Origin of the sequence: Nocardioides sp. SYSU D00038 (genome assembly GCF_016924665.1) — a bacterium.
In the GTDB taxonomy this organism is placed as follows: domain Bacteria; phylum Actinomycetota; class Actinomycetes; order Propionibacteriales; family Nocardioidaceae; genus Nocardioides.
In genome coordinates this window covers 16,109-37,488 of record NZ_JAFFJT010000004.1, presented here as the reverse complement: position 1 = coordinate 37,488, position 21,380 = coordinate 16,109, and the positions used below count along the sequence as shown (strand labels likewise).

General features: G+C 75.1%; 22 protein-coding genes and 1 tRNA gene. 19 read left to right on the top strand and 4 right to left on the bottom strand.

The genetic code is table 11. The annotated features are described in order from the left end of the window. Nucleotides 1–38 precede the first annotated feature (38 nt). The 6 genes from JT721_RS00520 to JT721_RS00495 all read left to right on the top strand — a co-directional run bounded on the left by JT721_RS00520 (nt 39) and on the right by JT721_RS00495 (nt 3,218). Nucleotides 39–1,289: a glutamate-5-semialdehyde dehydrogenase gene (locus JT721_RS00520; RefSeq protein ID WP_205470933.1), complete on the top strand. Its 1,251-nt coding sequence runs from the start codon at nt 39–41 to the stop codon at nt 1,287–1,289. Between the two features lie 29 nt (nt 1,290–1,318). After that, nucleotides 1,319–1,471 carry a hypothetical protein gene (locus tag JT721_RS00515; RefSeq protein WP_205470932.1) on the top strand — a complete coding sequence of 51 codons (153 nt, stop codon included), beginning with the start codon at nt 1,319–1,321 and terminating at the stop codon, nt 1,469–1,471. A 4-nt stretch (nt 1,472–1,475) separates the two neighbouring features. Then, nucleotides 1,476–2,096 carry a nicotinate-nucleotide adenylyltransferase gene (nadD, locus tag JT721_RS00510; protein ID WP_307827736.1) on the top strand — a complete coding sequence of 207 codons (621 nt, stop codon included), beginning with the start codon at nt 1,476–1,478 and terminating at the stop codon, nt 2,094–2,096. Beyond that, nucleotides 2,093–2,470, top strand: coding sequence for a ribosome silencing factor (rsfS, locus tag JT721_RS00505; RefSeq protein WP_205470931.1), 378 nt, complete (start codon nt 2,093–2,095; stop codon nt 2,468–2,470). Before nadD ends, rsfS begins: the two co-directional genes overlap by 4 nt. Next, nucleotides 2,467–3,102, top strand: a complete 636-nt coding sequence (locus JT721_RS00500) for a histidine phosphatase family protein (protein WP_205470930.1) — start codon at nt 2,467–2,469, stop codon at nt 3,100–3,102. The genes rsfS and JT721_RS00500 overlap by 4 nt, the downstream gene beginning before the upstream one ends. A 43-nt stretch (nt 3,103–3,145) precedes the next feature. Next, nucleotides 3,146–3,218: transfer RNA gene (locus JT721_RS00495), tRNA-Ala, on the top strand. Between the two features lie 147 nt (nt 3,219–3,365). Here the strand turns inward: JT721_RS00495 and JT721_RS00490 are convergent. Continuing rightward, nucleotides 3,366–3,761, bottom strand: coding sequence for a RidA family protein (locus JT721_RS00490; protein ID WP_205471006.1), 396 nt, complete (start codon nt 3,759–3,761; stop codon nt 3,366–3,368). Between the two features lie 66 nt (nt 3,762–3,827). Between JT721_RS00490 and JT721_RS00485 the strand changes: the two genes are divergently transcribed. Beyond that, a complete protein-coding gene (locus JT721_RS00485; protein WP_205470929.1) occupies nt 3,828–4,832 on the top strand; it encodes a YafY family protein in 1,005 nt (334 codons plus the stop codon). 10 nt (nt 4,833–4,842) lie between these two features. On the opposite strand, the gene JT721_RS00480 is transcribed toward JT721_RS00485, so the two are convergent. Continuing rightward, nucleotides 4,843–5,226: a hypothetical protein gene (locus JT721_RS00480; RefSeq protein WP_205470928.1), complete on the bottom strand. Its 384-nt coding sequence runs from the start codon at nt 5,224–5,226 to the stop codon at nt 4,843–4,845. A 198-nt stretch (nt 5,227–5,424) separates the two neighbouring features. On the opposite strand from JT721_RS00480, the gene JT721_RS00475 reads away from it, so the two are divergent. The 3 genes from JT721_RS00475 (at nt 5,425) to JT721_RS00465 (ending at nt 7,330) form a co-directional block, all read left to right on the top strand. Continuing rightward, entirely contained in the window at nt 5,425–6,570 is a 1,146-nt protein-coding gene (locus tag JT721_RS00475; RefSeq protein WP_205470927.1) for an NAD(P)/FAD-dependent oxidoreductase, read from the top strand. Between the two features lie 139 nt (nt 6,571–6,709). Further along, complete coding sequence (locus JT721_RS00470) at nt 6,710–6,853, top strand: GPGG-motif small membrane protein (RefSeq protein ID WP_205470926.1); 144 nt, start codon at nt 6,710–6,712, stop codon at nt 6,851–6,853. A 51-nt stretch (nt 6,854–6,904) separates the two neighbouring features. Continuing rightward, nucleotides 6,905–7,330, top strand: a complete 426-nt coding sequence (locus tag JT721_RS00465) for a cupin domain-containing protein (RefSeq protein ID WP_205470925.1) — start codon at nt 6,905–6,907, stop codon at nt 7,328–7,330. Between the two features lie 85 nt (nt 7,331–7,415). Here JT721_RS00465 and JT721_RS00460 read toward each other — a convergent pair whose 3' ends face one another. Then, nucleotides 7,416–8,888: an NAD(P)/FAD-dependent oxidoreductase gene (locus JT721_RS00460; protein ID WP_205470924.1), complete on the bottom strand. Its 1,473-nt coding sequence runs from the start codon at nt 8,886–8,888 to the stop codon at nt 7,416–7,418. A gap of 90 nt (nt 8,889–8,978) precedes the next feature. Here JT721_RS00460 and JT721_RS00455 point away from each other — a divergent pair, with 90 nt between their 5' ends. Both JT721_RS00455 and JT721_RS00450 read left to right on the top strand, forming a co-directional pair. Next, a complete protein-coding gene (locus JT721_RS00455; protein ID WP_205470923.1) occupies nt 8,979–9,947 on the top strand; it encodes an AraC family transcriptional regulator in 969 nt (322 codons plus the stop codon). A gap of 28 nt (nt 9,948–9,975) precedes the next feature. After that, a complete protein-coding gene (locus tag JT721_RS00450) occupies nt 9,976–10,776 on the top strand; it encodes a siderophore-interacting protein (protein ID WP_205470922.1) in 801 nt (266 codons plus the stop codon). Between the two features lie 29 nt (nt 10,777–10,805). On the opposite strand, the gene JT721_RS00445 is transcribed toward JT721_RS00450, so the two are convergent. Beyond that, nucleotides 10,806–11,567, bottom strand: a complete 762-nt coding sequence (locus tag JT721_RS00445; protein ID WP_205470921.1) for an SDR family NAD(P)-dependent oxidoreductase — start codon at nt 11,565–11,567, stop codon at nt 10,806–10,808. A 119-nt stretch (nt 11,568–11,686) separates the two neighbouring features. Here JT721_RS00445 and JT721_RS00440 point away from each other — a divergent pair, with 119 nt between their 5' ends. The 7 genes from JT721_RS00440 (at nt 11,687) to JT721_RS00410 (ending at nt 21,351) form a co-directional block, all read left to right on the top strand. Further along, the gene (locus JT721_RS00440) at nt 11,687–12,334 is read left to right on the top strand and encodes a TetR/AcrR family transcriptional regulator (protein ID WP_205470920.1); all 648 of its coding nucleotides are present in this window, start codon (nt 11,687–11,689) and stop codon (nt 12,332–12,334) included. Nucleotides 12,335–12,487: 153 nt separating this feature from the next. Continuing rightward, nucleotides 12,488–14,965: a leucine--tRNA ligase gene (gene leuS, locus JT721_RS00435; protein WP_205470919.1), complete on the top strand. Its 2,478-nt coding sequence runs from the start codon at nt 12,488–12,490 to the stop codon at nt 14,963–14,965. A 66-nt stretch (nt 14,966–15,031) separates the two neighbouring features. After that, a complete protein-coding gene (locus JT721_RS00430; RefSeq protein ID WP_205470918.1) occupies nt 15,032–15,904 on the top strand; it encodes an alpha/beta fold hydrolase in 873 nt (290 codons plus the stop codon). Nucleotides 15,905–15,941: 37 nt separating this feature from the next. Beyond that, entirely contained in the window at nt 15,942–16,817 is an 876-nt protein-coding gene (locus JT721_RS00425; RefSeq protein WP_205470917.1) for a DegV family protein, read from the top strand. A gap of 108 nt (nt 16,818–16,925) precedes the next feature. Further along, complete coding sequence (locus tag JT721_RS00420; protein ID WP_205470916.1) at nt 16,926–17,951, top strand: ComEA family DNA-binding protein; 1,026 nt, start codon at nt 16,926–16,928, stop codon at nt 17,949–17,951. 26 nt (nt 17,952–17,977) lie between these two features. Beyond that, entirely contained in the window at nt 17,978–20,290 is a 2,313-nt protein-coding gene (locus JT721_RS00415; protein WP_205470915.1) for a ComEC/Rec2 family competence protein, read from the top strand. A gap of 17 nt (nt 20,291–20,307) precedes the next feature. Further along, on the top strand, nt 20,308–21,351 hold the full coding sequence (locus JT721_RS00410) for a glycosyl hydrolase family 18 protein (RefSeq protein WP_205470914.1): 1,044 nt from the start codon (nt 20,308–20,310) through the stop codon (nt 21,349–21,351). Nucleotides 21,352–21,380 lie beyond the last annotated feature (29 nt).

The window sequence follows — 21,380 nt, the reverse complement described above, 5'->3', positions numbered from 1 at the left end:
AGCCCTCGGCGGCGGCCCGACCCACCTATCCTGAGGGCATGACGAGCGAGCAGGACGTCCGCAACCTGGCGGCCCGGGCGCGGGCCGCCAGCCACGAGCTGGCCCTGGCCACCCGCGCCACCAAGGACGCCGCGCTGCACGCCATGGCCGACGCGCTGGAGGCCCGGGCCGCCGAGCTGCTGCCGGCGAACGCCGACGACGTGCGGCGGGCGGAGGAGGGCGGCACCCCGCCCAACGTCGTCGACCGGCTGCGCCTCACCGAGGAGCGCCTCGCCGGGATGGCCCAGGGGCTGCGCGACGTCGCCGGCCTGCCCGACCCGGTGGGGGAGGTGGTGCGCGGCAGCACCCTGGCCAACGGCCTGGAGCTGCGCCAGGTGCGGGTGCCGTTCGGCGTCGTCGGCATGATCTACGAGGCCCGCCCCAACGTCACTGCCGACGCCGCTGGCCTGTGCCTGAAGTCCGGCAACGCGGTCCTCCTGCGCGGCAGCTCGAGCGCGGCGGCGTCGAACGCCGCGATCGTCGAGGTGCTCCGCGACGCCGCCGTCGGGGCCGGCCTGCCCGCCGACGTCGTCCAGCTGGTGCCGGCCGACTCCCACGACACCGTCAAGGCGCTGATGCGGGCCCGCGGGCTGGTCGACGTGCTGATCCCGCGCGGCGGCGCCGGCCTGATCAACAGCGTGGTCGAGGAGTCGACCGTGCCGGTGATCGAGACCGGGGTCGGCAACTGCCACGTCTACGTCGACCGCGCCGCCGACCTCGACAAGGCGCTGGCGATCGTGCTCAACGCCAAGACCCACCGCACCAGCGTCTGCAACGCCGCCGAGTCGCTGCTGGTGCACGCCGACCTGGCCGACACCTTCCTGCCCCGTGTGGTGACGGCCCTGCAGGAGGCCGGGGTGACGATCCACGGCGACCCCGCGTTCGCCGCCCACGACGGCGTGCTGCCGGCGACCGACGACGACCACGCCGCCGAGTACCTCTCGCTCGACATCTCCGCCGCGGTCGTGCCCGACCTCGACGCGGCGGTGGCCCACATCCGCCGGTTCAGCAGCCAGCACACCGAGGCGATCGTCACCGAGGACCAGGCCGCCGCCCGGCGGTTCGTGGCCGCCGTCGACTCCGCAGCGGTGCTGGTCAACGCCTCGACCCGGTTCACCGACGGCGGCGAGTTCGGCTTCGGCGCCGAGATCGGGATCAGCACGCAGAAGCTGCACGCCCGTGGCCCGATGGGGCTGCCCGAGATGACCTCGACCAAGTACGTCGTCACCGGCGACGGCCACGTCCGCTGACCCCCGGACCGACCGTTACGATGTCGGGCATGTCGCTCACCGCACTGACCGTCGCCGCCGCCGAGGAGCACCACGAGGTCAACGACGCCCTCTCCTGGGGCATCGGGGCCATCACGCTGGTCATCCTGCTGGGCCTGCTCCTCGGGCTGATCGCCTTCGGTGGCGGACGCGAGCACTCCTGACGCCGTGACCGGCGGTCGCCGGGTCGGCGTCATGGGCGGCACCTTCGACCCGATCCACCACGGCCACCTGGTCGCGGCGTCCGAGGTGCAGTCGTGGTTCGACCTCGACGAGGTCGTCTTCGTGCCCACCGGCGACCCCTGGCAGAAGTCCGACCGCGAGGTCTCACTCGCCGAGCACCGCTACCTGATGACGGTGATCGCGACCGCCGCCAACCCGCGGTTCACGGTCTCGCGCGTCGACATCGAGCGCGACGGCCCGACGTACACGATCGACACGCTGCGCGACCTCAAGGCGGCGCGGCCCGACGACGAGCTGTTCTTCATCACCGGCGCCGACGCCCTCGCCGACATCTTCACCTGGCGCGAGCCCCAGGAGCTGTTCGCGCTGGCCCGGTTCGTCGGCTGCACCCGGCCCGGCCACGAGATGGACGCCGCGACGCTGGCCTCGATCCCTTCGGACCGGGTCACCATGGTCGAGATCCCCGCATTGGCGATCTCGTCCACCGACTGCCGTGCGCGCCAGCGTCGCGGGGAGCCCGTGTGGTACCTCGTGCCGGACGGTGTGGTGCAGTACATCGGGAAGCACCACCTCTACCCCCAGACCGAGACCCGGGAATTCGCATGACCGCCACCGACCACGCCGTCGAGCTCGTCCACGCCGCCGCCCGTGCGGCCTCCGACAAGCTCGCCTCGCAGATCATCGCGTTCGACGTCAGCGAGCAGCTGGCCATCACCGACGCCTTCGTGCTCGCCTCCGCCGGCAACGACCGCCAGGTCAAGGCCATCGTCGACGAGGTCGAGGACAAGCTGCGCGAGATCGGCGCCAAGCCGATCCGCCGCGAGGGCGAGCGCGACGGTCGATGGGTGCTCATCGACTACGGCGAGGTCGTCGTGCACGTGCAGCACGAGGAGGAGCGGCAGTTCTACGCCCTCGAGCGGCTGTGGCGCGACTGCCCCACGATCGAGCTGCCCGCGGACGTCACCTCTCACGAGCGGTGACCCGCCGGCTGATCCTGGCCCGGCACGGTCGCACCGCCTGGAACCACGCCAAGCGCGTGCAGGGCCAGCTCGACGCCGAGCTCGACGAGACCGGCCACGCCCAGGCGGAGCGGCTGGCCGCGTGCGTGGCGCCGCTGCGCCCGGACGTGCTGTGGAGCAGCGACCTGACCCGGGCCGCCGTCACCGCGTCGTACGTCGCCGCGGCGACCGGGCTGGAGGTCCGCACCGACCCGCGGCTGCGCGAGTGCGACCTCGGGCCGCGGCAGGGGCTCACCCACGACGAGTACGCCGCGCTGGCCCCCGAGGAGTTCGCGCAGTTCCGCCTGGCCCGCTACGACGCCGTCCCCGGCGCCGAGCCGACCGTCGCCGTACGCGCCCGGATGACCGCGGCCGTGGCGGACCTGCTCGCCGCCGTGCCGCCCGGGGGACTGGGGGTCGCGGTCTCCCACGGCGCCGCCCTGCGGATGACCGTCGCGGCCCTGCTGGGCTGGCCGGACCCCGCGCTGGAGACCCTCGGCCCGCTGGGCAACTGCGGCTGGCTGGAGCTCGTCGAGCACCCCCACTCCGACGGCCTGGCGCTCACCGCCTACAACCGGACCCCCGATTTCGCGTCGCGCGGCGCCGTTGGCTAGTATTCCGCGAGTTGCCCGACGGGAGACCGACGGGAGACGGCACGGGGCTGTGGCGCAGCTGGTAGCGCATCTGCATGGCATGCAGAGGGTCAGGGGTTCGAGTCCCCTCAGCTCCACACATCGCAGAAGGCCCGCCGCTACGCGGCGGGCCTTCTGCGTGTGTGTCGACGGCACGTGGAGCGAACGGCGAGGCAGCCGCGGGTCGGCCATCACGGCCACCCGCCCCACGGACCCCCGTCCCCGGAGTCACACCCACGCAAGCCTCACGCCACGGCAGTCCCCTCCAGCTCGACCACCAGCCCGGGCAGCGCCAGCCGGTTGACGCCGAGCATCGTGGTGGGCGGGGCCACCCCCGCCGCGCCGAGCCGCGCGGCGAGCACGCCGTAGTGGGGGAACAGGGCGTCGACGTCGGTGGTGTGCACGTTCAGCCGCACCAGGTCGGCCAGCGACATGCCGGCCTCGGCCAGCACCGCCTCGAGGTTGTCCAGGGCGAGCGCGAGCTGGGCGGCGGGGTCGCCGGCGTGCTGCGGCCGACCGTCGGCGTCGGTGGCGGCCTGGCCGGAGCAGTAGAGCGTGCGGGTGTGCCCGGAGACCACCTCGCCCTGGTTGAAGCCCAGGGCGAGGGACCAGGTGACGGGGTTGACTGCTGTCCTGTTGATCGTCATGGGCGGCAGCCTGCCGAGCAATCACGACACCCTCGGTCATGTATTCGGTAGCGTCCTGGGGTGCGTGCTGACAGGTTGGTCTCGCTGGTGCTGCTGCTGCGCCAGCGCGGTCGCTTGAGCGCGGCCACCCTGGCCCGGGAGCTGGAGGTCTCGACACGCACCGTGCTGCGCGACGTCGAGGCGCTCTCGGCGGCCGGCGTCCCGGTCTACGCCGAGCGCGGCCGGCACGGCGGCTTCGCCCTGCTGCCCGGCTTCCGCACCGAGCTCACCGGGCTCAACCACGACGAGGCGCTCGCCCTGCTCGCTGCCGGCTCGGCGCGCGGCGAGCAGGTGTTCGGGCTCGGGCCGGCGCTCGCCTCGGCGCTGCGCAAGGTCGTCGACGCACTGCCGGAAGACCACCGGACCACCGTCGACGGGCTGGCCCAGCGGTTCCTCGTCGAGCCCGAGACCGACCTGCTCTCGCGCCGATCGACCGTCGTCGAGGAGGTGCCGGCCGCCACGATGGCCGTGGTCCGGCGGGCCGTGCTCGCCGGGCACCGGCTCCGCCTCCACTACGCCGCCAGCGGCCGGGAGGCCGAGTGGCGCACGGTCGACCCGATCGGCCTGGTCACCGTCCGCGACCGCCCGTACCTGCTCGCGACCCGCGCCGGGGCCGACCGCACCTACCGCCTGTCGAGGGTGCTGGTCGCCGAGGAGCTGGCCGAGGCGGCGGAGCGGCCCGAGCGGGTCGACCTCGACTGGGTCTGGCGCGAGCGGTGCGCGCAGTTCCTCGCCGACGGCCACCTCGCGGTGCAGGTGCGGGTCGACCCCGCGCATCGGGAGGCCCTGCTGGCGCACGCCGTCGCCGTGCGCGCCGAGGAGCCCGACGCGGACGGCTGGCTGCGGCTGGAGGTGACCTACGAGGACGCCTGGCACGCCGAGTGGGCGCTGTGGCAGCTCGGCACCCGCGCCGAGGCGCTCTCGCCGCCGTCGCTGCGCTCCGCCCTGCGCGAGCGGGCCGCGGCGCTCGTCACCCGCTACGACGGCCCGTCGGGTGCTGTCGTGCGTGGTCGTGGCGGCCGGTAGGCCCGAGCCGTCAGTCCAGGTACCAGGTGCCGGTGATCACGACCTTGCCCCGGGTGCGCTTGAGGTTGAGGACGAGACCGTAGTCGCAGAATCCGGTGCGGCCACTGGTCTCGCAGTGCGGATTGGCGAACCGCATGTAGGACCGGGCCTTCTTGATCTCGCGGACGTCGCGCGCCTTGCGGGTGTGGCGCTTGACCCAGCCCCAGCGCCGATTGTTCGCGTGCCGCTCGAACGTCGTGCTGAACCGGTGGGCCCAGGAGGCCTGCCTGGACGCCTCCGTGGACGCGGACGTAGCGGAGGCAGGCGCGGCCGTCGCGACAGGGGGGACGCCCATCGTGAGGGTGGCGACCACGAGGACGAACGCGGCCAGGTGTCGGTGGGCCAAGATCTTCATGGGTGCTCGTCTCTCAGTGCTCGGGACGTGGAGCGCGGACGGGTACGGATGGCGTCGACTGCTACAACGAGGCGGAGGAGGTCGTGTCACGCGCACCCGCAGCGCGGTCGGGACGAAGTCGCGCACGGCGGTGGTGGCCGGCTCGTCGACGTCCGGTCGCTAGAGTCCACACGCCGGACGAGCGTGAGGAGCAGGCGGATGCGGGTGTTGGTGCTGGGTGCGGGGTTCGGCGGGCTGGAGCTGTCGAGCCGGCTTTCGGAGGAGCTGGGCGACGCCGCCGAGGTGGTGCTGGTCGACCGCGCGGAGGGCTTCGTGTTCGGCTTCTCCAAGCTCGACGTGATGTTCGGGCGCACCACGGCGGACCACGTGCTCCACCCCTACCGCGACCTGGTCAAGCCGGGCGTGCGCTTCGTGCCGGCCGCGATCACCGCGATCGACCCGGCGGCCAAGCGGGTCGAGACCGACGCCGGCACCTTCGAGGCCGACGTGCTCGTCGTGGCGCTCGGTGCCGACCTGCACCCCGAGGCCACCCCGGGGCTGGTCGAGGCCGGCCACGAGTTCTACTCGGTGCCGGGCGCGTTCGCCGCCCGCCGGGTGCTCGAGGAGTTCCCGGGCGGCCGGGTGGTCGTCGGGGTCACCTCGACGCCGTTCAAGTGCCCGCCGGCGCCCAGCGAGACCGCGCTGCTCGTGCACGACCTGCTCGTGGAGCGCGGCCTGCGCGAGCAGTCGGAGGTGGCGCTGGTAATGCCGCTGGGCGCACCGATCCCGCCGTCGCCCGCCGCGTCGGAGGCGGTGCTGGCGGCGTTCGCCGAGCGGGGGATCGAGTGGCACCCGGAGACCCTGGTGCGCGCCCTCGACCCCGAGCGCCGGGTGGCCGTGCTCGCCGACGGCGGCGAGATGCCGTTCGACCTGTTCCTCGGCGTGCCGACCCACCGGGTGCCCCGGGTGGTCGCCGAGTCGGGGCTCTGCGTCGACGGCTGGGTGCCGGTCGACCCGCTGACCCTCGAGACCGCCCACCCCGACGTCTACGCCGTGGGCGACGTCACCAGCGTCGGCACCCCCAAGGCCGGCGTGTTCGCCGAGGGCCAGGCCGCGGTCGTCGCGGAGCGGATCGTCGAGCGGCACCGCGCCGCCGGCGACGCCGCTGCGACGTACGACGGCACCGGGGTCTGCTACCTCGAGCTCGGCCGCGACGAGGTGGCGAGGGTCGAGGTCACCTTCCGCACCGGGGAGCGGCCGGCCGGTCGCTTCGAGGCCGCCTCCACGGCGCTCGGCACCGACAAGGCGGAGTTCGGGAGCAGCCGGGTGCGCCGCTGGTTCGGGCGGGAGTGGGCTGCCCACTGAGCCGTCCACCGGCCGGCGGGGGTCTGCCGCATCGCCGCGCTGGCTACTGGGGGGCCACGACCGAGCGCTCGGGCGGTCACGTCGACATGGGGGCCGGGGGCGGAGATCCCGCACCGGAGCGGCACAGAGAGGTGGAGGCATGGAGTTCGTGCTGTGGATCATCGCCGTGGTCCTCGTCATCGGCGGCATCGTCAACCTGGTCCGGGGCGAGACGCTCTGGGGCATCGTGCTGATCATCGTCGGGCTGCTCGTGGGCCCGGGCGGGGTCAGCATCTTCACGTAGCCGCTGCGGGCCGCGGCGGGGGAGCGGGCCGACGGCTGCCACGATGGGCCTATGCGCCCACCGCTCGCCGAGGCCCTCGACCTGCAGCCCCACCCCGAGGGCGGCTGGTACCGCCAGACCTGGGCGGCCCCCGAGACCGTGACCCTGCCCGACGGGCGGGTGCGACCGACCGCCACGCTCATCCACTTCCTGCTGCCGGCGGGCGAGACCTCCGCCTGGCACCGGGTCGCGTCCGACGAGGTGTGGGTGGGCCAGGTCGGCACCGTGCGGCTCCAGCTCGGGGGCGCCGCCGACCGGCCGGTCGAGGGCGAGGTGCTCACCCTCGGCATCGACGTGGCCCACGGCGCCCGGCCCCAGGTCGTCGTACCGGCCGGCGTCTGGCAGCGCACCCGCCCCGCCGAGGGCGACGCCCTGGTCAGCTGCCTGGTCTCCCCGGGCTTCGACTTCGCCGACTTCGAGCTGGCCGGGGAGCGGTAGTCCGTGACGTTCGGGCCCCTCGCGGGACCCAAACGTCACGGACTACCGGCCCGCGAGGGCCAAAACGTCACGGACTACCGCCGCGTCAGGCCTCCACCAGCTCGTCCCAGTCGACCCTGGCCAGGCGCTCCTGGTACTCCGCGACCAGGCCGGGCCAGTTCGTCGTGATCCGTGGACCGTCGACGTACCAGCTGTTGCAGTCGGCCCACACCGAGCCGAGCAGGCGGGTCTGCATCTCGACGTCGTAGCGCTCCGCGACGTCGGGGCGTACGGCTACCGCGCGGGCGCCGCCGTCGGCGATCCGGCGCACCACCTGGGCGATCCAGCCGGCCTGCGCCTCCATCATGCCGATGATCGAGCTGCCGCCCAGGTTGGTGTTGGGGCCGTAGACGCAGAAGAAGTTGGGGAAGCCCGGCACCGTGACGCCCAGGTGGGCCCGAGCGCCGTCGGCCCACACCTCGTGGAGGTCGGCACCGCCGGCGCCGGTCACCGTCATCGGCGCCAGGAAGCTGGTGGCGGCGAAGCCGGTGCCCCAGATGATCGTGTCGACCTCGTGCAGCCGTCCGGTGGCGTCGCGCACGCCGGTGGGCTCCACCGACGCGACGGGCTCGTCGACGACCTCGACGTGCGGCCGGTCGAGCGCGGGGTACCAGTCGTTGGAGAACAGGATCCGCTTGCAGCCGATCGGGTGGTCGGGCACCAGTCGCCGGCGCAGGTCGGGGTCGGAGACCTGGCGGCGCAGGTGCAGCCGCCACACCGCGCGCACCAGGGCCAGGAACGCCGTGGAGTAGGCGCCGGGGCCGCGCAGGGCCCGGTTGAGCAGCTCGGTGAGGTGGAACGTCGTGCGCCGCTCGAAGCGGGTCAGCCGCGGCAGCCGCTGGAACAGCGCGTGGTGGCGGGGGGCGTACTCCTTGTCCGGCTTCGGCACGACGTACGGCGCCGAGCGCTGGAAGACCGTCATCGAGGCGACCTCGTCGACGATGCCGGGCACGAACTGGATCGCGCTCGCGCCGGTGCCGACCACCGCCACCCGGCGCCCGGCCAGCGGCACGTCGTGGCGCCACTGCGCGGAGTGGAACGCCGGCCCGGCGAACGACCCCAGCCCCGGCAGGTCGGGCACCACCGGGTTGGAGAGCTGCCCGACGGCCGAGACCACGACGTCGGCCTCGTGGGTGGTGCCGTCGGTGGTCAGCACCCGCCAGGTGCACGTGGCCTCGTCGTACGTCGCCGAGGCGACCTCCTGCCCGGTGCGCACCAGGTCGGCCAGGCCCTCGGCGCGCGCGGTGGCCCGGATGTAGGCGAGGATCTCGGCCTGCCCGGAGTAGCGGCGCGGCCACCGCGGGTTTGGGGCCCACGACCAGGAGTAGAGCGGCGACGGCACGTCGCACGCGGCGTTGGGATAGGTGTTGTCGCGCCAGACCCCGCCGAGCTCCTCGGCGCGCTCGAGGATCGTGATGTCGGTGATGCCCTGCTCGCGCAGGGCCCGGGCGGCGCCGAGGCCGCCGAAGCCGGCGCCGACGACCACCACGCGGGGGCTGCGGGGACGGTTCTCGTGCATGGCGCCGACGCTAGGGGCCCGCGGTCGCCGTCGGGAGGCGCCGAGCGAGCCGGAGTTGATAATTCCGGCCACGCTGGCGAGGCTGGGGGCGTGGCAGCGCTGCTCGGCCGGTCCGCCGCCGATCACTGGCAGTTTCCGCGCTCGGCAGGCGGCGTCTCCCACCTGGTCTGGTACGCCGGCACCCGGGGACTGGGCGCCCGGGCGGCCCTCGCCGGCACCGGGCTCGCCACCGGCGACCTCGGCGCGGTCGGGGTCGAGCTCACCGCCGCGCAGGAGCTCCGCGTCGTGCGCAACCTGGTCACGCGGGTCGGGGCCGACGCCGCGGCCGGGGCCGGCCTCGGCCGCACCTACCGGCTCAGCACCTACGGCATCTTCGGCTACGCCGTGCTGTCGAGCCCCACCGTGCTCGACGCGATCCGGCTGGCCCTGCGGTTCTTCGACCTCAGCCACGCGTTCGTCGCACCCACCGCCGCCCTCGAGGGGGAGCGGGTCGAGGTCGGGCTCGACGCGGCCGACCTCCCCGCCGACGTGCGGACCTTCCTGCTCCACCGCGACGCCGAGGGGATCCGCACCGCGCTGCGCGAGCTGCTGCCCGGCGCGGCCCGCGTCGAGCTCACCGCCGACGGCGACGACCGGGTGCGGCTGGCGTTTCGCGCCGCCTACCTCGACCGGGTGCTGCCCGCGGCGGCCGTCGGCGACGCCGAGCTGTGCGAGGGGCTCTGCCACGACCTCGTCGACCGGCGCCGGGCCCGGCACGGGGTCGCCCGCGACGCCCGGGTCGTGATCACGCAACGGCTGCGGACGGGCGCCCCGATGGCCGCGGTCGCCGCCGGCCTCGGGCTCAGCGAGCGGTCGCTGCGCCGCCACCTGGCGACGGCGGGCACGTCGTACCGGGCCCTGCTCGACGAGGTCCGATCCTCGCTCGCGGGCGCCCTGCTCGACACGGGGCTCGGTGTCGCGGAGGTCGCTGGCCGGCTGGGCTACGCCGAGGCCGCCAGCTTCATCCACGCCCACCGGCGCTGGACCGGCACCACGCCCGGCCGAGTAAGGTCGACCTAACTTCCGGGAACGACGACGAAGGATCCGCATGCACGCACGAGTCCGCTCCACCGCCCGCATCACCCCCTCGCTGGTCCGGGTGGTGCTCGGTGACGGCGACCTCGACGGGTTCGTCGCGCCGGACGAGACCGACGCCTACGTCAACGTCGCCATCCCGCCCGCCGAGGCGCCGTACGACGCGGTGTTCGACCCCCAGCAGGTGCGCGCCGACCACCCGGCCGAGGTCCAGCCGGCCCGGCGTCGCTACACCGTGCGGTCGTGGGACCCCACGGCGCGCGAGCTGACCATCGACTTCGTGGTGCACGGCACCGAGGGCGTCGCCGGCCCCTGGGCCGAGGCTGCACGCCCCGGCGACGTGCTGGTCTTCGAGGGGCCGAGCGGCGGCTACCGGCCAGACCCGGAGGCCGACTGGCACCTGATGGTCGGCGACGAGTCGGCGCTGCCGGCCATCGCCGCCTCGCTGGAGGCGGTGCCTGCGGGTGCACCGGTGGTGGTGCGGCTGGTCTGCGACGGGCCCGACCACGAGCTGGAGCTGACCACGCCGGGGCGGCTCGACCTGGCCTGGCTGCACCGCACCGGCGTCCCCGCCGACGCGACGCTGCTCGCCGACTCGCTGCGCGACCTGGCGTTCCCCGAGGGGCGGGTGCACGCGTTCGTGCACGGCGAGGCCGAGGAGGTGCGGGCGGTCCGCCGCCACCTGCTCGCCGACCGCGGCCTGCCGCGCGCCGAGATGTCCTGCTCGCCGTACTGGCGCCGGACGATGACCGACGAGGCCTGGCGCCGGGTCAAGCGCGAGTTCGTCGCTGCGATGGAGGCCGACGTCGGCTGAGGCCGGGCTGGTTCCGGCCGGGCCCGGGCTCAGGTGATCGTCATGCCGCCGTCGACGGCGAGCGTCTGACCCGTCACGTAGCCGGCGGCGTCGGAGGCGAGGAACACCACGGTCGCGGCCAGCTCGCGCGGGTCGCCCTTGCGGCCGGCCGGGATCCGGGCCTGCTGCGACTCCAGGTAGCCGGGTGGGTAGAGGTCGGTCATCTCGGAGGTGAAGAACCCCGGGGCGATCGCGTTGACCCGGATGCCCTTGCGGCCGGTCCACTGCTGGGCGAGGTCGCGGGTCAGGCCGATCAGCCCGGCCTTCGACGCGGCGTACGCCGCCTGCGGGAGCCCGGCGGTGGTGATGCCGAGCACCGAGCTGATGTTGATGATGCTCGACCCCGGCGCCATCACCCGGCCGCAGGCCTGGGCCATCCAGTAGCAGCCGTGGAGGTTGACGTCGACGACCTGGCGGAACTGCTCCGGGGTCTCCCGGGTGGCGGGCACCGCGGTGCCGACGCCGGCGTTGTTGACCAGCACGTCCACGCGTCCGAGCTGCTCCACCGTGAGCGCCACCAGGTCGGTGCACGACTGCGGGTCGGACACGTCGGTGCCGACCGGGAGGGCGCGGCGACCGGCGGCCTCGACGAGCGCGGCGGTGTTGGCGAGGCGGTCGACGCGGCGGGCACCGAGAGCGACGTCGGCGCCGGCCTCGGCCAGTGCCTGGGCGAACGCGACCCCCAGGCCGCTGGAGGCGCCGGTGACGACGGCGACCTTGCCGTCGAGGCGGAACAGGTCGGAGACGGTCATGCCGGGCATCATGCCCGACCGGCGGGGTGGCCGGATCTGGACATCGCCAGGGACGGTGACGAGACTCGGGGTGCCCGGTCGCCCGCCGCGGCGTCCGGCCCGCGGAGAGGTGGTGCAGCATGGCGGTACCCCGCAACCACGCCGAGCGGCACGCCGCCCGGCGGGTCGAGCTGGCGGAGTCGGCGCTGCACACCCTCGGCGAGCTGGGCTACGCCCGCACCACGCTGCGCGAGGTGGCCAACCACTCGGAGTTCAGCCACGGGGTCGTGCACTACTACTTCCACGACAAGCTCGAGCTGATCATCTACGCCGTGCGCCACTACAAGGCGCAGTGCGTCACCCGCTACGACGGCGTCGTGTCCGACTCCACCTCGCCCGACGACCTGGTCGACCGCTTCGCGGCCAAGCTGGTCGAGACGCTCGAGCAGGAGGCGCCGATGCACCGCCTCTGGTACGACCTGCGCACCCAGTCGATGTTCGAGGAGGAGCTGCGCGAGGCGGTCACCCTGATCGACGCCACGCTCGAGGAGATGGTCTGGCGGGTCGTCACCCGCTACGCCGAGCTGGCCGGCCGGGCGCCGGTGGTCGACTCCTCGGCGGCGTACGGCGTGCTCGACGGGCTGTTCCAGCAGAGCCTGCTGGCCCACCTGACCGGCACCGGCGACGCGCTCGGCGAGCTGGTAGCCCGGGTGCAGGGGCTGCTGCCGCTCCTGCTGTCCCCGGCCTCCGACCCGGGCGGGGAGCGGGCGGCGGCCGGTCTCCGGTAGGCTGGCGGCGTGCGCTGGGACCTGCTCCTTACCTAGCCGCGCTGCCGGTGCCCCGGTCGTCCCGGGCCCACCCAGCGCGGCCGCCCCTCTGCCCCGAGGGGCTTTTTTGTGCCCCGAGCAGGCTGCCCTTCCGCGACCGACGAGAGACGAGCGATGAGCGAGCAGGACGAGACCCCGACCACCTACGACGTGCAGGCCGTGCAGGAGAAGTGGCTGCCGGTCTGGGACGAGCTCGAGCCCTTCCGGGCCGACGACGGCTCCGAGCGCGAGAAGAAGTACGCGCTCACGATGTTCCCCTACCCCAGCGGTGACCTGCACATGGGGCACGCCGAGGTGACGGCGCTGCACGACGTGATCGCGCGCTACTGGCGGCTGCGCGGCTACGAGGTCATGAACCCGATGGGCTGGGACTCCTTCGGGCTGCCCGCCGAGAACGCCGCGATCCGCAACGACGAGCACCCCGCGACGTACACCTACGCCAACATCGAGACCCAGTACGAGTCGTTCAAGCGCTACGCCGTCGGCTTCGACTGGTCGCGCCGGCTGCACACCAGCGACCCGGAGTACTACCGCTGGACCCAGTGGCTGTTCCTGAAGTTCCGCGAGCGCGGGCTGGCCTACCGCAAGAACAGCCCGGTCAACTGGTGCCCCAACGACCAGACGGTGCTGGCCAACGAGCAGGTCGTCGACGGCCGCTGCGAGCGCTGCGGCGCCGAGGTCACCAAGCGCGAGCTCACCCAGTGGTACTTCAAGATCACCGACTACGCCCAGCGGCTGCTCGACGACATGGAGCCGCTCGAGCGGAGCTGGCCCGACCGGGTCATCACCGCCCAGCGCAACTGGATCGGGCGCTCCGAGGGCGCCCACGTGGAGTTCGTCGTCGAGGGCCGCGCCGAGCCGGTCACCGTCTACACCACCCGCCCCGACACCCTGTTCGGCGCGACGTTCATGGTGGTCGCGGCGGACGCCGCGCTGGCCTCCGAGATCGTCGCCGACGACCGGCGGGCCGACCTCGAGGCCTACCGCGACGAGGTGCGCAAGGCCTCCGACATCGACCGGTTGGCGACCGACCGACCCAAGACCGGCGTCGACCTCGGCGTCACCGCCACCAACCCGGTCACCGGCGAGCGGGTGCCGGTGTGGGCGTCGGACTACGTGCTGGCCGACTACGGCACCGGCGCGATCATGGCCGTGCCGGCGCACGACCAGCGCGACCTCGACTTCGCTCGCGTCTTCGACCTCCCGGTGCGCCGGGTGGTCGACACCGGCGAGCCGAACCCGGAGGAGACCTACGAGGCCACCACCGGCGACGGCACCTACGTCAACAGCGGCCCGCTCGACGGGCTCACCGACAAGGCCGCCGGGATCCGCACCATCATCCAGCGGCTGGAGGCCGAGGGCACCGGCCGCGGCACGGTGAACTTCCGGCTGCGCGACTGGCTGCTGAGTCGCCAGCGCTACTGGGGCGTGCCGATCCCCGTCGTCCACTGCGAGAAGTGCGGCGAGGTGGGCGTGCCCTACGACCAGCTGCCGCTGGAGCTGCCCGACCTGCGGGGCGCCGACCTCAAGCCGCGGGGCGTCTCCCCGCTGGCGGCGGCGACCGACTGGGTCGAGGTCGCGTGCCCCGACTGCGGGGGCCCGGCCCGGCGCGACACCGACACCATGGACACCTTCGTCGACTCGTCCTGGTACTTCCTGCGCTACTGCTCGCCGCACTACACCGACGGCCCCTTCGACGAGGAGCTGGTGCGGCGGTGGATGCCGGCCGACATCTACATCGGGGGCGTCGAGCACGCGGTGCTCCACCTGCTCTACGCGCGCTTCTTCACCAAGGTGCTCCACGACATGGGGATGGTCGACTTCGTCGAGCCGTTCGCCGCCCAGCTCAACCAGGGCTTCGTGATCAACCGCGGCAAGAAGATGAGCAAGTCGCTGGGCAACGGCGTCAGCCTGGGCGAGCAGCTCGCCGAGTTCGGCGTCGACGCCGTGCGGCTGACCCTGGTCTTCGCCGGTCCGCCCGAGGACGACATCGACTGGTCGGAGATGTCGCCCGGCGGGTCGCTGCGCTTCCTCCAGCGTGCCTGGCGCCTGAGCGGCGACGTACGCAGCCCGGCCGGTCGGCCGTTCGCCGTCGAGGGCGGCGACCAGGCACTGCGCAAGGTGACCGCGCGCACCCTCCACGACGCCGCCGAGCTGGTCGAGGCCTACCGGTTCAACGTGATGGTGGCCAGGGTGATGGAGCTGGTCAACGCGACCCGCAAGGCCATCGACTCCGGCCCCGGGCCCGACGACCCCGCGGTGCGTGAGGCGACCGAGGTCGTCGCGATGCTCCTGTCGATGGTGGCGCCCTACACCGCCGAGGAGATGTGGGAGCGGCTGGGCCACCAGCCGTCGGTCGCCAACGCCGGCTGGCCGCAGGTCGACCCGGCGCTGCTCGTCGAGGACTCGGTGACCGCCGTCGTGCAGGTGCAGGGCAAGGTGCGGGCCCGGCTCGAGGTGTCGCCGGCGATCGCCGAGGCCGAGCTCGAGGCCCTGGCGCTGGCCCACCCCGACGTGGTGCGGGCCGTCGACGGGCGCGAGGTGCGCAAGGTGGTCGTGCGGGCGCCCAAGCTCGTCAACGTCGTCGTCTGAGCCGGCCGACGAGGCAGGTGGTTCGGACCAGCGATGAGTCCGGGCCGCGGTGGGAGTCTGAGCGGCATGACCGAGACCACGACCTCCCAGACCTCCGTCGTCGGCGAGGGTGCCGACGCGATCACCTACGACGTCCACGGCGACCTCGCGAGCGCCACGGCGGACCGACCCACGCTGCTGCTGATCGGCGCCCCGATGGACGCGGTCGGCTTCACCACGCTGGTCGGCCTCGTGACCGACCGCCCGGTGGTGACCTACGACCCGCGCGGCGCCGGCCGCAACCCGACCGGCACCGGACCGATCACCGTGGCGCAGCACGTCGACGACGTGCACCGGGTGATCGAGGCGGTCGGCGCCCCCGTCGACCTGCTCGGCAGCAGTGGCGGGGCCGTCACCGCGCTGGCACTCGCGGCGACGCACCCCCGCGACGTGCGGCGGGTGGTCGCCCACGAGCCGCCCGCCGCCGACCCGCTGCCGGACCGGGACCGGGTACTGGCGGTCTGCCGCGACCTGGTCGCGACGTACGACGCCGCCGGCGAGGGGCCGGCGATGGCGAAGTTCATCGCCTTCGTGATGCACGAGGGCGAGGTGCCGGCCGACTACCTCGACCGGCCGGCGCCCGACCCGGCGATGTTCGGCATGTCGGCCGACGACGACGGGGTGCGCACGAACCCGCTGATCCGCAACATGCCCGACATCAACGCCCACCCGATCGACGCCGACGCGCTGCGGGCGCTCGGCGACCGGCTCGTCCTGGGCGTGGGCGCGACGTCGGGGGAGATCCTGCCCGCCCGCGGGGCCCGCGCCGTCGCGGCGCTCGTCGGGGCTCGGGTGGTGGAGTTCCCGGGCGGCCACAACGGCTTCTCCGGTGGCGAGTACGGCCAGCCGGCCGGCGAGCCGGAGGCGTTCGCCGAGACCCTTCTGGGCCTGCTGGCCTGAGGTCGGTTGCCGGGGACGACCGGTTAGCATCCCCACCATGCCGGTCGTCGTCGTCACCGACTCGACGGCCAGCCTCCCCGCCGAGCTGGCCGCGGCCCGGGGCATCGTGGTCGTGCCGCTCCAGGTGGTGATCGGCGCGGAGGTGCTCGACGAGGGCGAGGGGGGTGCGACGCCGGCGATGGTGGCCGAGGCGCTCAAGGTCTGGACGCCGGTGAGTACGTCGCGGCCCACGCCGGCGGCGCTGGGGGAGGTCTACGAGCAGGCCGCGCGCGCGGGCGCCAGCGCGATCGTCTCGGTGCACCTCTCCGGCGACATGAGCGGCACCTTCGAGTCGGCCCAGCTCGCGGCCCGCGACGCGCCGGTGCCGGTGGTCACGGTCGACTCGCGCCAGGTCGGCGTCGCCACCGGCTACGCGGCGCTGGCGGCAGCGGACGTCGTCGACGCGGGTGGTTCGGCCGAGGAGGCCGCCGCTGCGGCGCGGGAGCGGGCGGCGGCGTCGTCGTCGCTGTTCTACGTCGACACCCTCGAGTACCTCCGGCGCGGCGGGCGGATCGGCGCCGCGGCGGCGCTGCTCGGCGGCGCGCTGGCGGTCAAGCCGCTGCTGACCATCGCCGACGGCCGGGTGGAGTCTCTGGAGCGGGTGCGCACCTCCGGCCGGGCGCTGGCCCGGCTCGAGGAGCTCGCGGTGCAGGCCGCGGGTGACGGTCCGATCGACGTGTGCGTGGCCCACCTGGCCAGCCCCGAGCGCGCCGCGCAGCTCACCGAGCGGCTGGCCGAGCGGCTCGCGGACCGGCTGGAGGGCCGGGAGGTCTGGTGCGGCGAGCTGGGCGCGGTGCTGGGCGCGCACGTCGGCCCCGGCATGCTCGCGGCCTGCGTGGCGCCCCGGCTGCCGGTCCAGGGCGGGGCCGGCTGAGCCCGGACGGGCCATCAACCGTCCACAGCCCGGCGCCCGGACCCGCTCGTCCACAGACCGCGGTCCGGCCGGCGTCGAGCGACCCCGGCGGCGCCTAGCGTCCTCGACATGCGCACCCGTCGAGCCCAGACCGCCCACCAGGAGGCCGTGTCGCGCCGGCTGGCGCTGCTGGGGGACCAGCTCGCCGTGCCGGTCGACCACCTCGTGTCCCCGGCTCCGCCGCCACCGCCACCGGCGGGCAGCCCGCCGGCGCCGCACCGGCCGTCGTGGTGGGACGACCACACCCGGCTGGCCGCCGACCGGCACCCGCCGCCGCCACGCGACCCGGCCGGGCCCCCCGCGCTGCCGCCGTTGCTCTCCTCGGGCGAGCCGGTGCCGCGTCCCGGCCGGCACGCCGCCCGCCGGCGGTCGCGCCCGTCAGGCCCGCCCGGGCTCCCGGCGCTGCCGGCGACGCTGCGTGGGCCCGCCGGGCTGGGCCCGGCCCAGCTCACGGTGGTGGCCCTGCTGCTGGTGGTCGCGCTGGGTGTGACCTGCTGGTGGCTGGCCCGCTCCGAGCCCGAGGAGGTGGCCGCTGCGCCGCGCCCGGGTCCGAGCGGGGCACTGGTGCCGGTGCCCGACACCCCGCTCCGGCCGGTCGCCGGCGGCAGCCCCACCGTCCCGGAGGCGGGCGGCGCCGCTGCGTCGGCCGGAGGCACCGTGACCGTCGACGTGACGGGCAAGGTGCGCCGTCCCGGCATCGCGGTGCTCGACGCCGGGTCGCGGGTCGTGGACGCCCTGGCGGCCGCCGGCGGGGCCCGGCGGGGCGTCGACCTGTCCACGCTCAACCTGGCGCGCCTGCTGGTCGACGGCGAGCAGGTCGTGGTGGGCGAGCCGGTGCCGGCCGGGGTCCCGCTGCCGGTCGGGTCGACCAGCGGGCAGGCGGGTGGGGCGGCCGCCCCCGGGCCGCTGGTCGACCTCAACACCGCTTCGGCCGTCGAGCTCGAGTCCCTGCCGGAGGTCGGCCCGGTCACGGCCCAGGCGATCCTCGACTGGCGCGGCGAGCACGGCGGGTTCACGGCCGTCGACGAGCTGCTCGAGGTCGACGGCATCGGACCCGCCACCCTGGAGACCCTGGCCCCCCTCGTGACGGTCTGACGTGCCCGCCGACGAGGAGCCCGCCGGTGCCCCGGCCGCCCGACCGGGGGGAGGGGGCCGACCTCCGGCTGCCGCTGCTCGGTGTCGCCGCGTGGGCGGGGGTGCTCGCGGCCCGGGGGGCGGGGCCGTGGTGGCCGGTGGTCGGGGCTGCGTGCCTGCTGCTTCTGGTCCACGGGGTCGCACCCCGCCCCGGCACCCGCCGCCTGCTGACCGCGCTGCTGCTGGTCGTGGCGGTCAGCGCCGTGGTCGGGGGCCTGCGCCACGACCGGGTGACGTCGGGACCGGTCGCCGAACGGGCCGCCGAGGGCGCGGTGGCCACCGTGACCGGGCGGGTGGTCGACGACCCACGGGTGCTCACCGGCCCCGGCGGCGAGCCCCGCCGGCTGGTGCGGCTGCGCGCCGAGAGGCTCACGTCGAGGGGGCGCACCCACCGGGTGCGGGTGCCACTGCTCGTCGTCGGCGACGAGCGGTGGGCACGGGCGCCGCTCGGCTCGACTGTCGATGCCACTGGTCGCCTGGTGGCCGCCGACGGCCCGGACGTCGCCGGCCTGCTGGTCGCCAGTGGCCCGCCCCGGGTGCGGGCCGGGCCCGACCCGTGGTGGCGGGCGGCCGGCGCGCTGCGCGCCTCGATCCGCGACGCCGTCGCGCACCGCCCCGACGATCAGCGGGCGCTGGTCCCGGCCCTGGTCGACGGTGACGACAGCCGGGTCGACGACCGGCTCGAGGAGGAGTTCCGCACCACCGGGTTGACCCACCTGCTTGCGGTGTCGGGCACCAACCTCACGCTGGTGGTCGGGTTCCTGCTGGTGCTGGCCCGGTGGGTGGGCGTGCGCGGTCGGTGGCTGACCCTGGTCGGTGCCGTCGGGGTGCTCGGCTTCGTGCTGCTGGCCCGCACCGAGCCGAGCGTGCTGCGGGCGGCGGTGATGGGCTCGATCGCCCTGGTCGCGCTCGGCACCCACGGCCGCCAGCGCGCCCTGCGCGGGCTCGGGGGAGCGGTGGTCGTGCTGCTGTGGGTGGAGCCGACGCTGGCCGCCGCGCCGGGCTTCGCGCTGTCGGTGCTGGCGACCGCGGGCATCCTGGTGCTGGGGCCGGGGCTGCGCGACGCGCTGGCGCGGTGGCTGCCCCGGTGGGCGGCCGAGGCGGTGGTCGTGCCGCTCGCGGCCCAGCTCGCCTGCACGCCGCTGGTCGCCGGCCTGTCCGGGGAGGTCAGCCTGGTGGCGGTGGTGGCCAACCTGCTGGCCGCCCCGGCCGTGGCACCGGCGACGGTGCTGGGGCTGGGCGGGGGCGTCGTCGGCCTGGTCTGGGACCTGCCGGCCCGGGGGCTGGGCACGCTGGCGGGGTGGTCGGTGGGCTGGATCGCCGCGGTGGCCGGCCACGGCGCCGCGCTGCCCACCGCCTCGGTCTCGTGGGGCTCCGGACCGTTGGCGCTGTCGTTGCTCAGCATCGTGGTGCTGCTGCTGGCGTGGCTGGCGCCGGCGGTGCTCCGGCGGCGCTCGACCGGGATGGCCTGCTGCCTGGTGATGGTGGTCGTGGTGCTGGTGCGCCCGCCCACCCCGGGCTGGCCGCCCGCGGGCTGGGTGGTCGTGGCCTGCGACGTCGGGCAGGGCGACCTGCTCGCGGTGCGCACCGGCCCGGGGCACGCCCTGGTGGTCGACGCCGGCCCCGAGCCCGCCGCGGCCCGCCGCTGCCTCGACGACCTCGACGTCGAGCAGGTCCCGCTACTGGTGCTCACCCACTTCCACGCCGACCACGTCGACGGGCTGGCCGGGGTGCTGGCGGGCCGGCACGTCGACCGGGTCGAGACCACCCGGGTGCTCGACCCGCCGGCCGGGGTCCGGGCGACCACCGAGGAGCTCGACGACGGTCCGGAGCCGCTGGTCGCGCCCTACGGCGCCACCCGGCAGGTGGGCGCGGCGACCGTCCAGGTGCTCTGGCCGCGCGCCGGTGCGGTCGAGGCGGGGAGCGGTGACGGCGACAGTGCCAACGACGCCAGCGTGGTGCTGCTGGTGGAGGTGGCCGGGGTGCGGCTGCTGCTCACCGGCGACCTCGAGCCGCCTGGCCAGGCGGCACTGGCCCGGCTGGTGCCCGGTCTCGAGGTCGACGTGCTCAAGGTGCCCCACCACGGCAGCCGCCACCAGGACCTGGCCTGGCTCAGCTCGCTGGGGGCCGAGCAGGCCCTGGTCTCGGTGGGCGCCGACAACGACTACGGTCACCCGGCGCCGGACCTGCTGACCGGGCTCGAGGACGCCGGCGCACAGGTGTGGCGCACCGACCGCGACGGCGACGTGGCGGTGGTGGTGCGCGACGGGCGGCTCGCGGTCGACGCCCGCGCGGACTGAACGCCTACGCTGCGCGGGTGCGCACCCTGCTCGCCGGACTCCTGGGACTCTCGCTGCTCGTGGCTGCGCCGGGCCCGGCCGCGGCGGAGCGGCCGGGGTCGTCGGTGTGGATCCCCTACTGGGAGACGCCCGGCGCGGTCACGGAGGTGGTGCGCAACGGCGATGTGTTCGCCGAGGCCTCCCTGTTCTGGTACGACGCCGACTGCCGCCGGCTGCACGCGTCGACGGGCGCCGGCGACCGCGGGGCCGTGCGCCGGCTCCGCGACGCCGGCCTGCGGCCGTTCGTGACCGTGCGGGCCGGCGGCCTCCCGCCGCGGGCGGCGGTGCGGTGCCTGGGCGACCGCGGGCGGCGCGCCGCGCACGTGCGGATGCTGGTCCGGCTGGCGACCTCGCGCGGCTACGCCGGCCTCGACCTCGACTACGAGCAGCTCGCGCTCACGACCGACCGTGCGCTGGGGCGCCGGGTCCGGGCGGCGTTCACCGCGCTGGTGAGCGACCTGTGCCCGGCGCTGCGCGCGGTCGGGCGGGACTGCTCGGTCACCGTGATGCCGCGGTGGCACGAGCGGCCCGTGGTCTGGCGAGGGGTGCTGCTGCCGTGGGTCTACGACTACGAGGCGCTGGGGGCGAGCGTCGACCGCCTGCGGGTGATGGCCTACGACCAGCACGCCGGGAAGGGGGCCGGGCCGGTGGCCGGGCTGCCGTGGGTGCGCCGGGTGGCCCGGTTCGCCGCCGCGCGGGTGCCCGGGGAGCGGGTGCAGCTCGGCGTGCCGACCTACGGCCGCGACTTCACCCGGCGCGGCAGCCGTTCGCTGGTGGGTGCCGAGGCGCTCCGGCTGGCCCGGCGGCACGGGGTGCGGCCGCGCTGGGACGCCCGGCAGGCCGAGCTCACCTTCCGCTACCGCACCCGCGGCACCTGGCACCGGGTCTGGTCGAGCTCCCCGCGCTCGGTGGCCGTGCGCAGCCGGCTGGCGCGCGAGCTCGGCCTCGCCGGGGCGGCGTACTGGGCGGCTGGGCTGACCGCGCCCGGCACCTGGGCGGCGGTCCGCCGGCGGCTGCGCTGACCCTGCGCTGACCCTGCGCCGACCCTGGC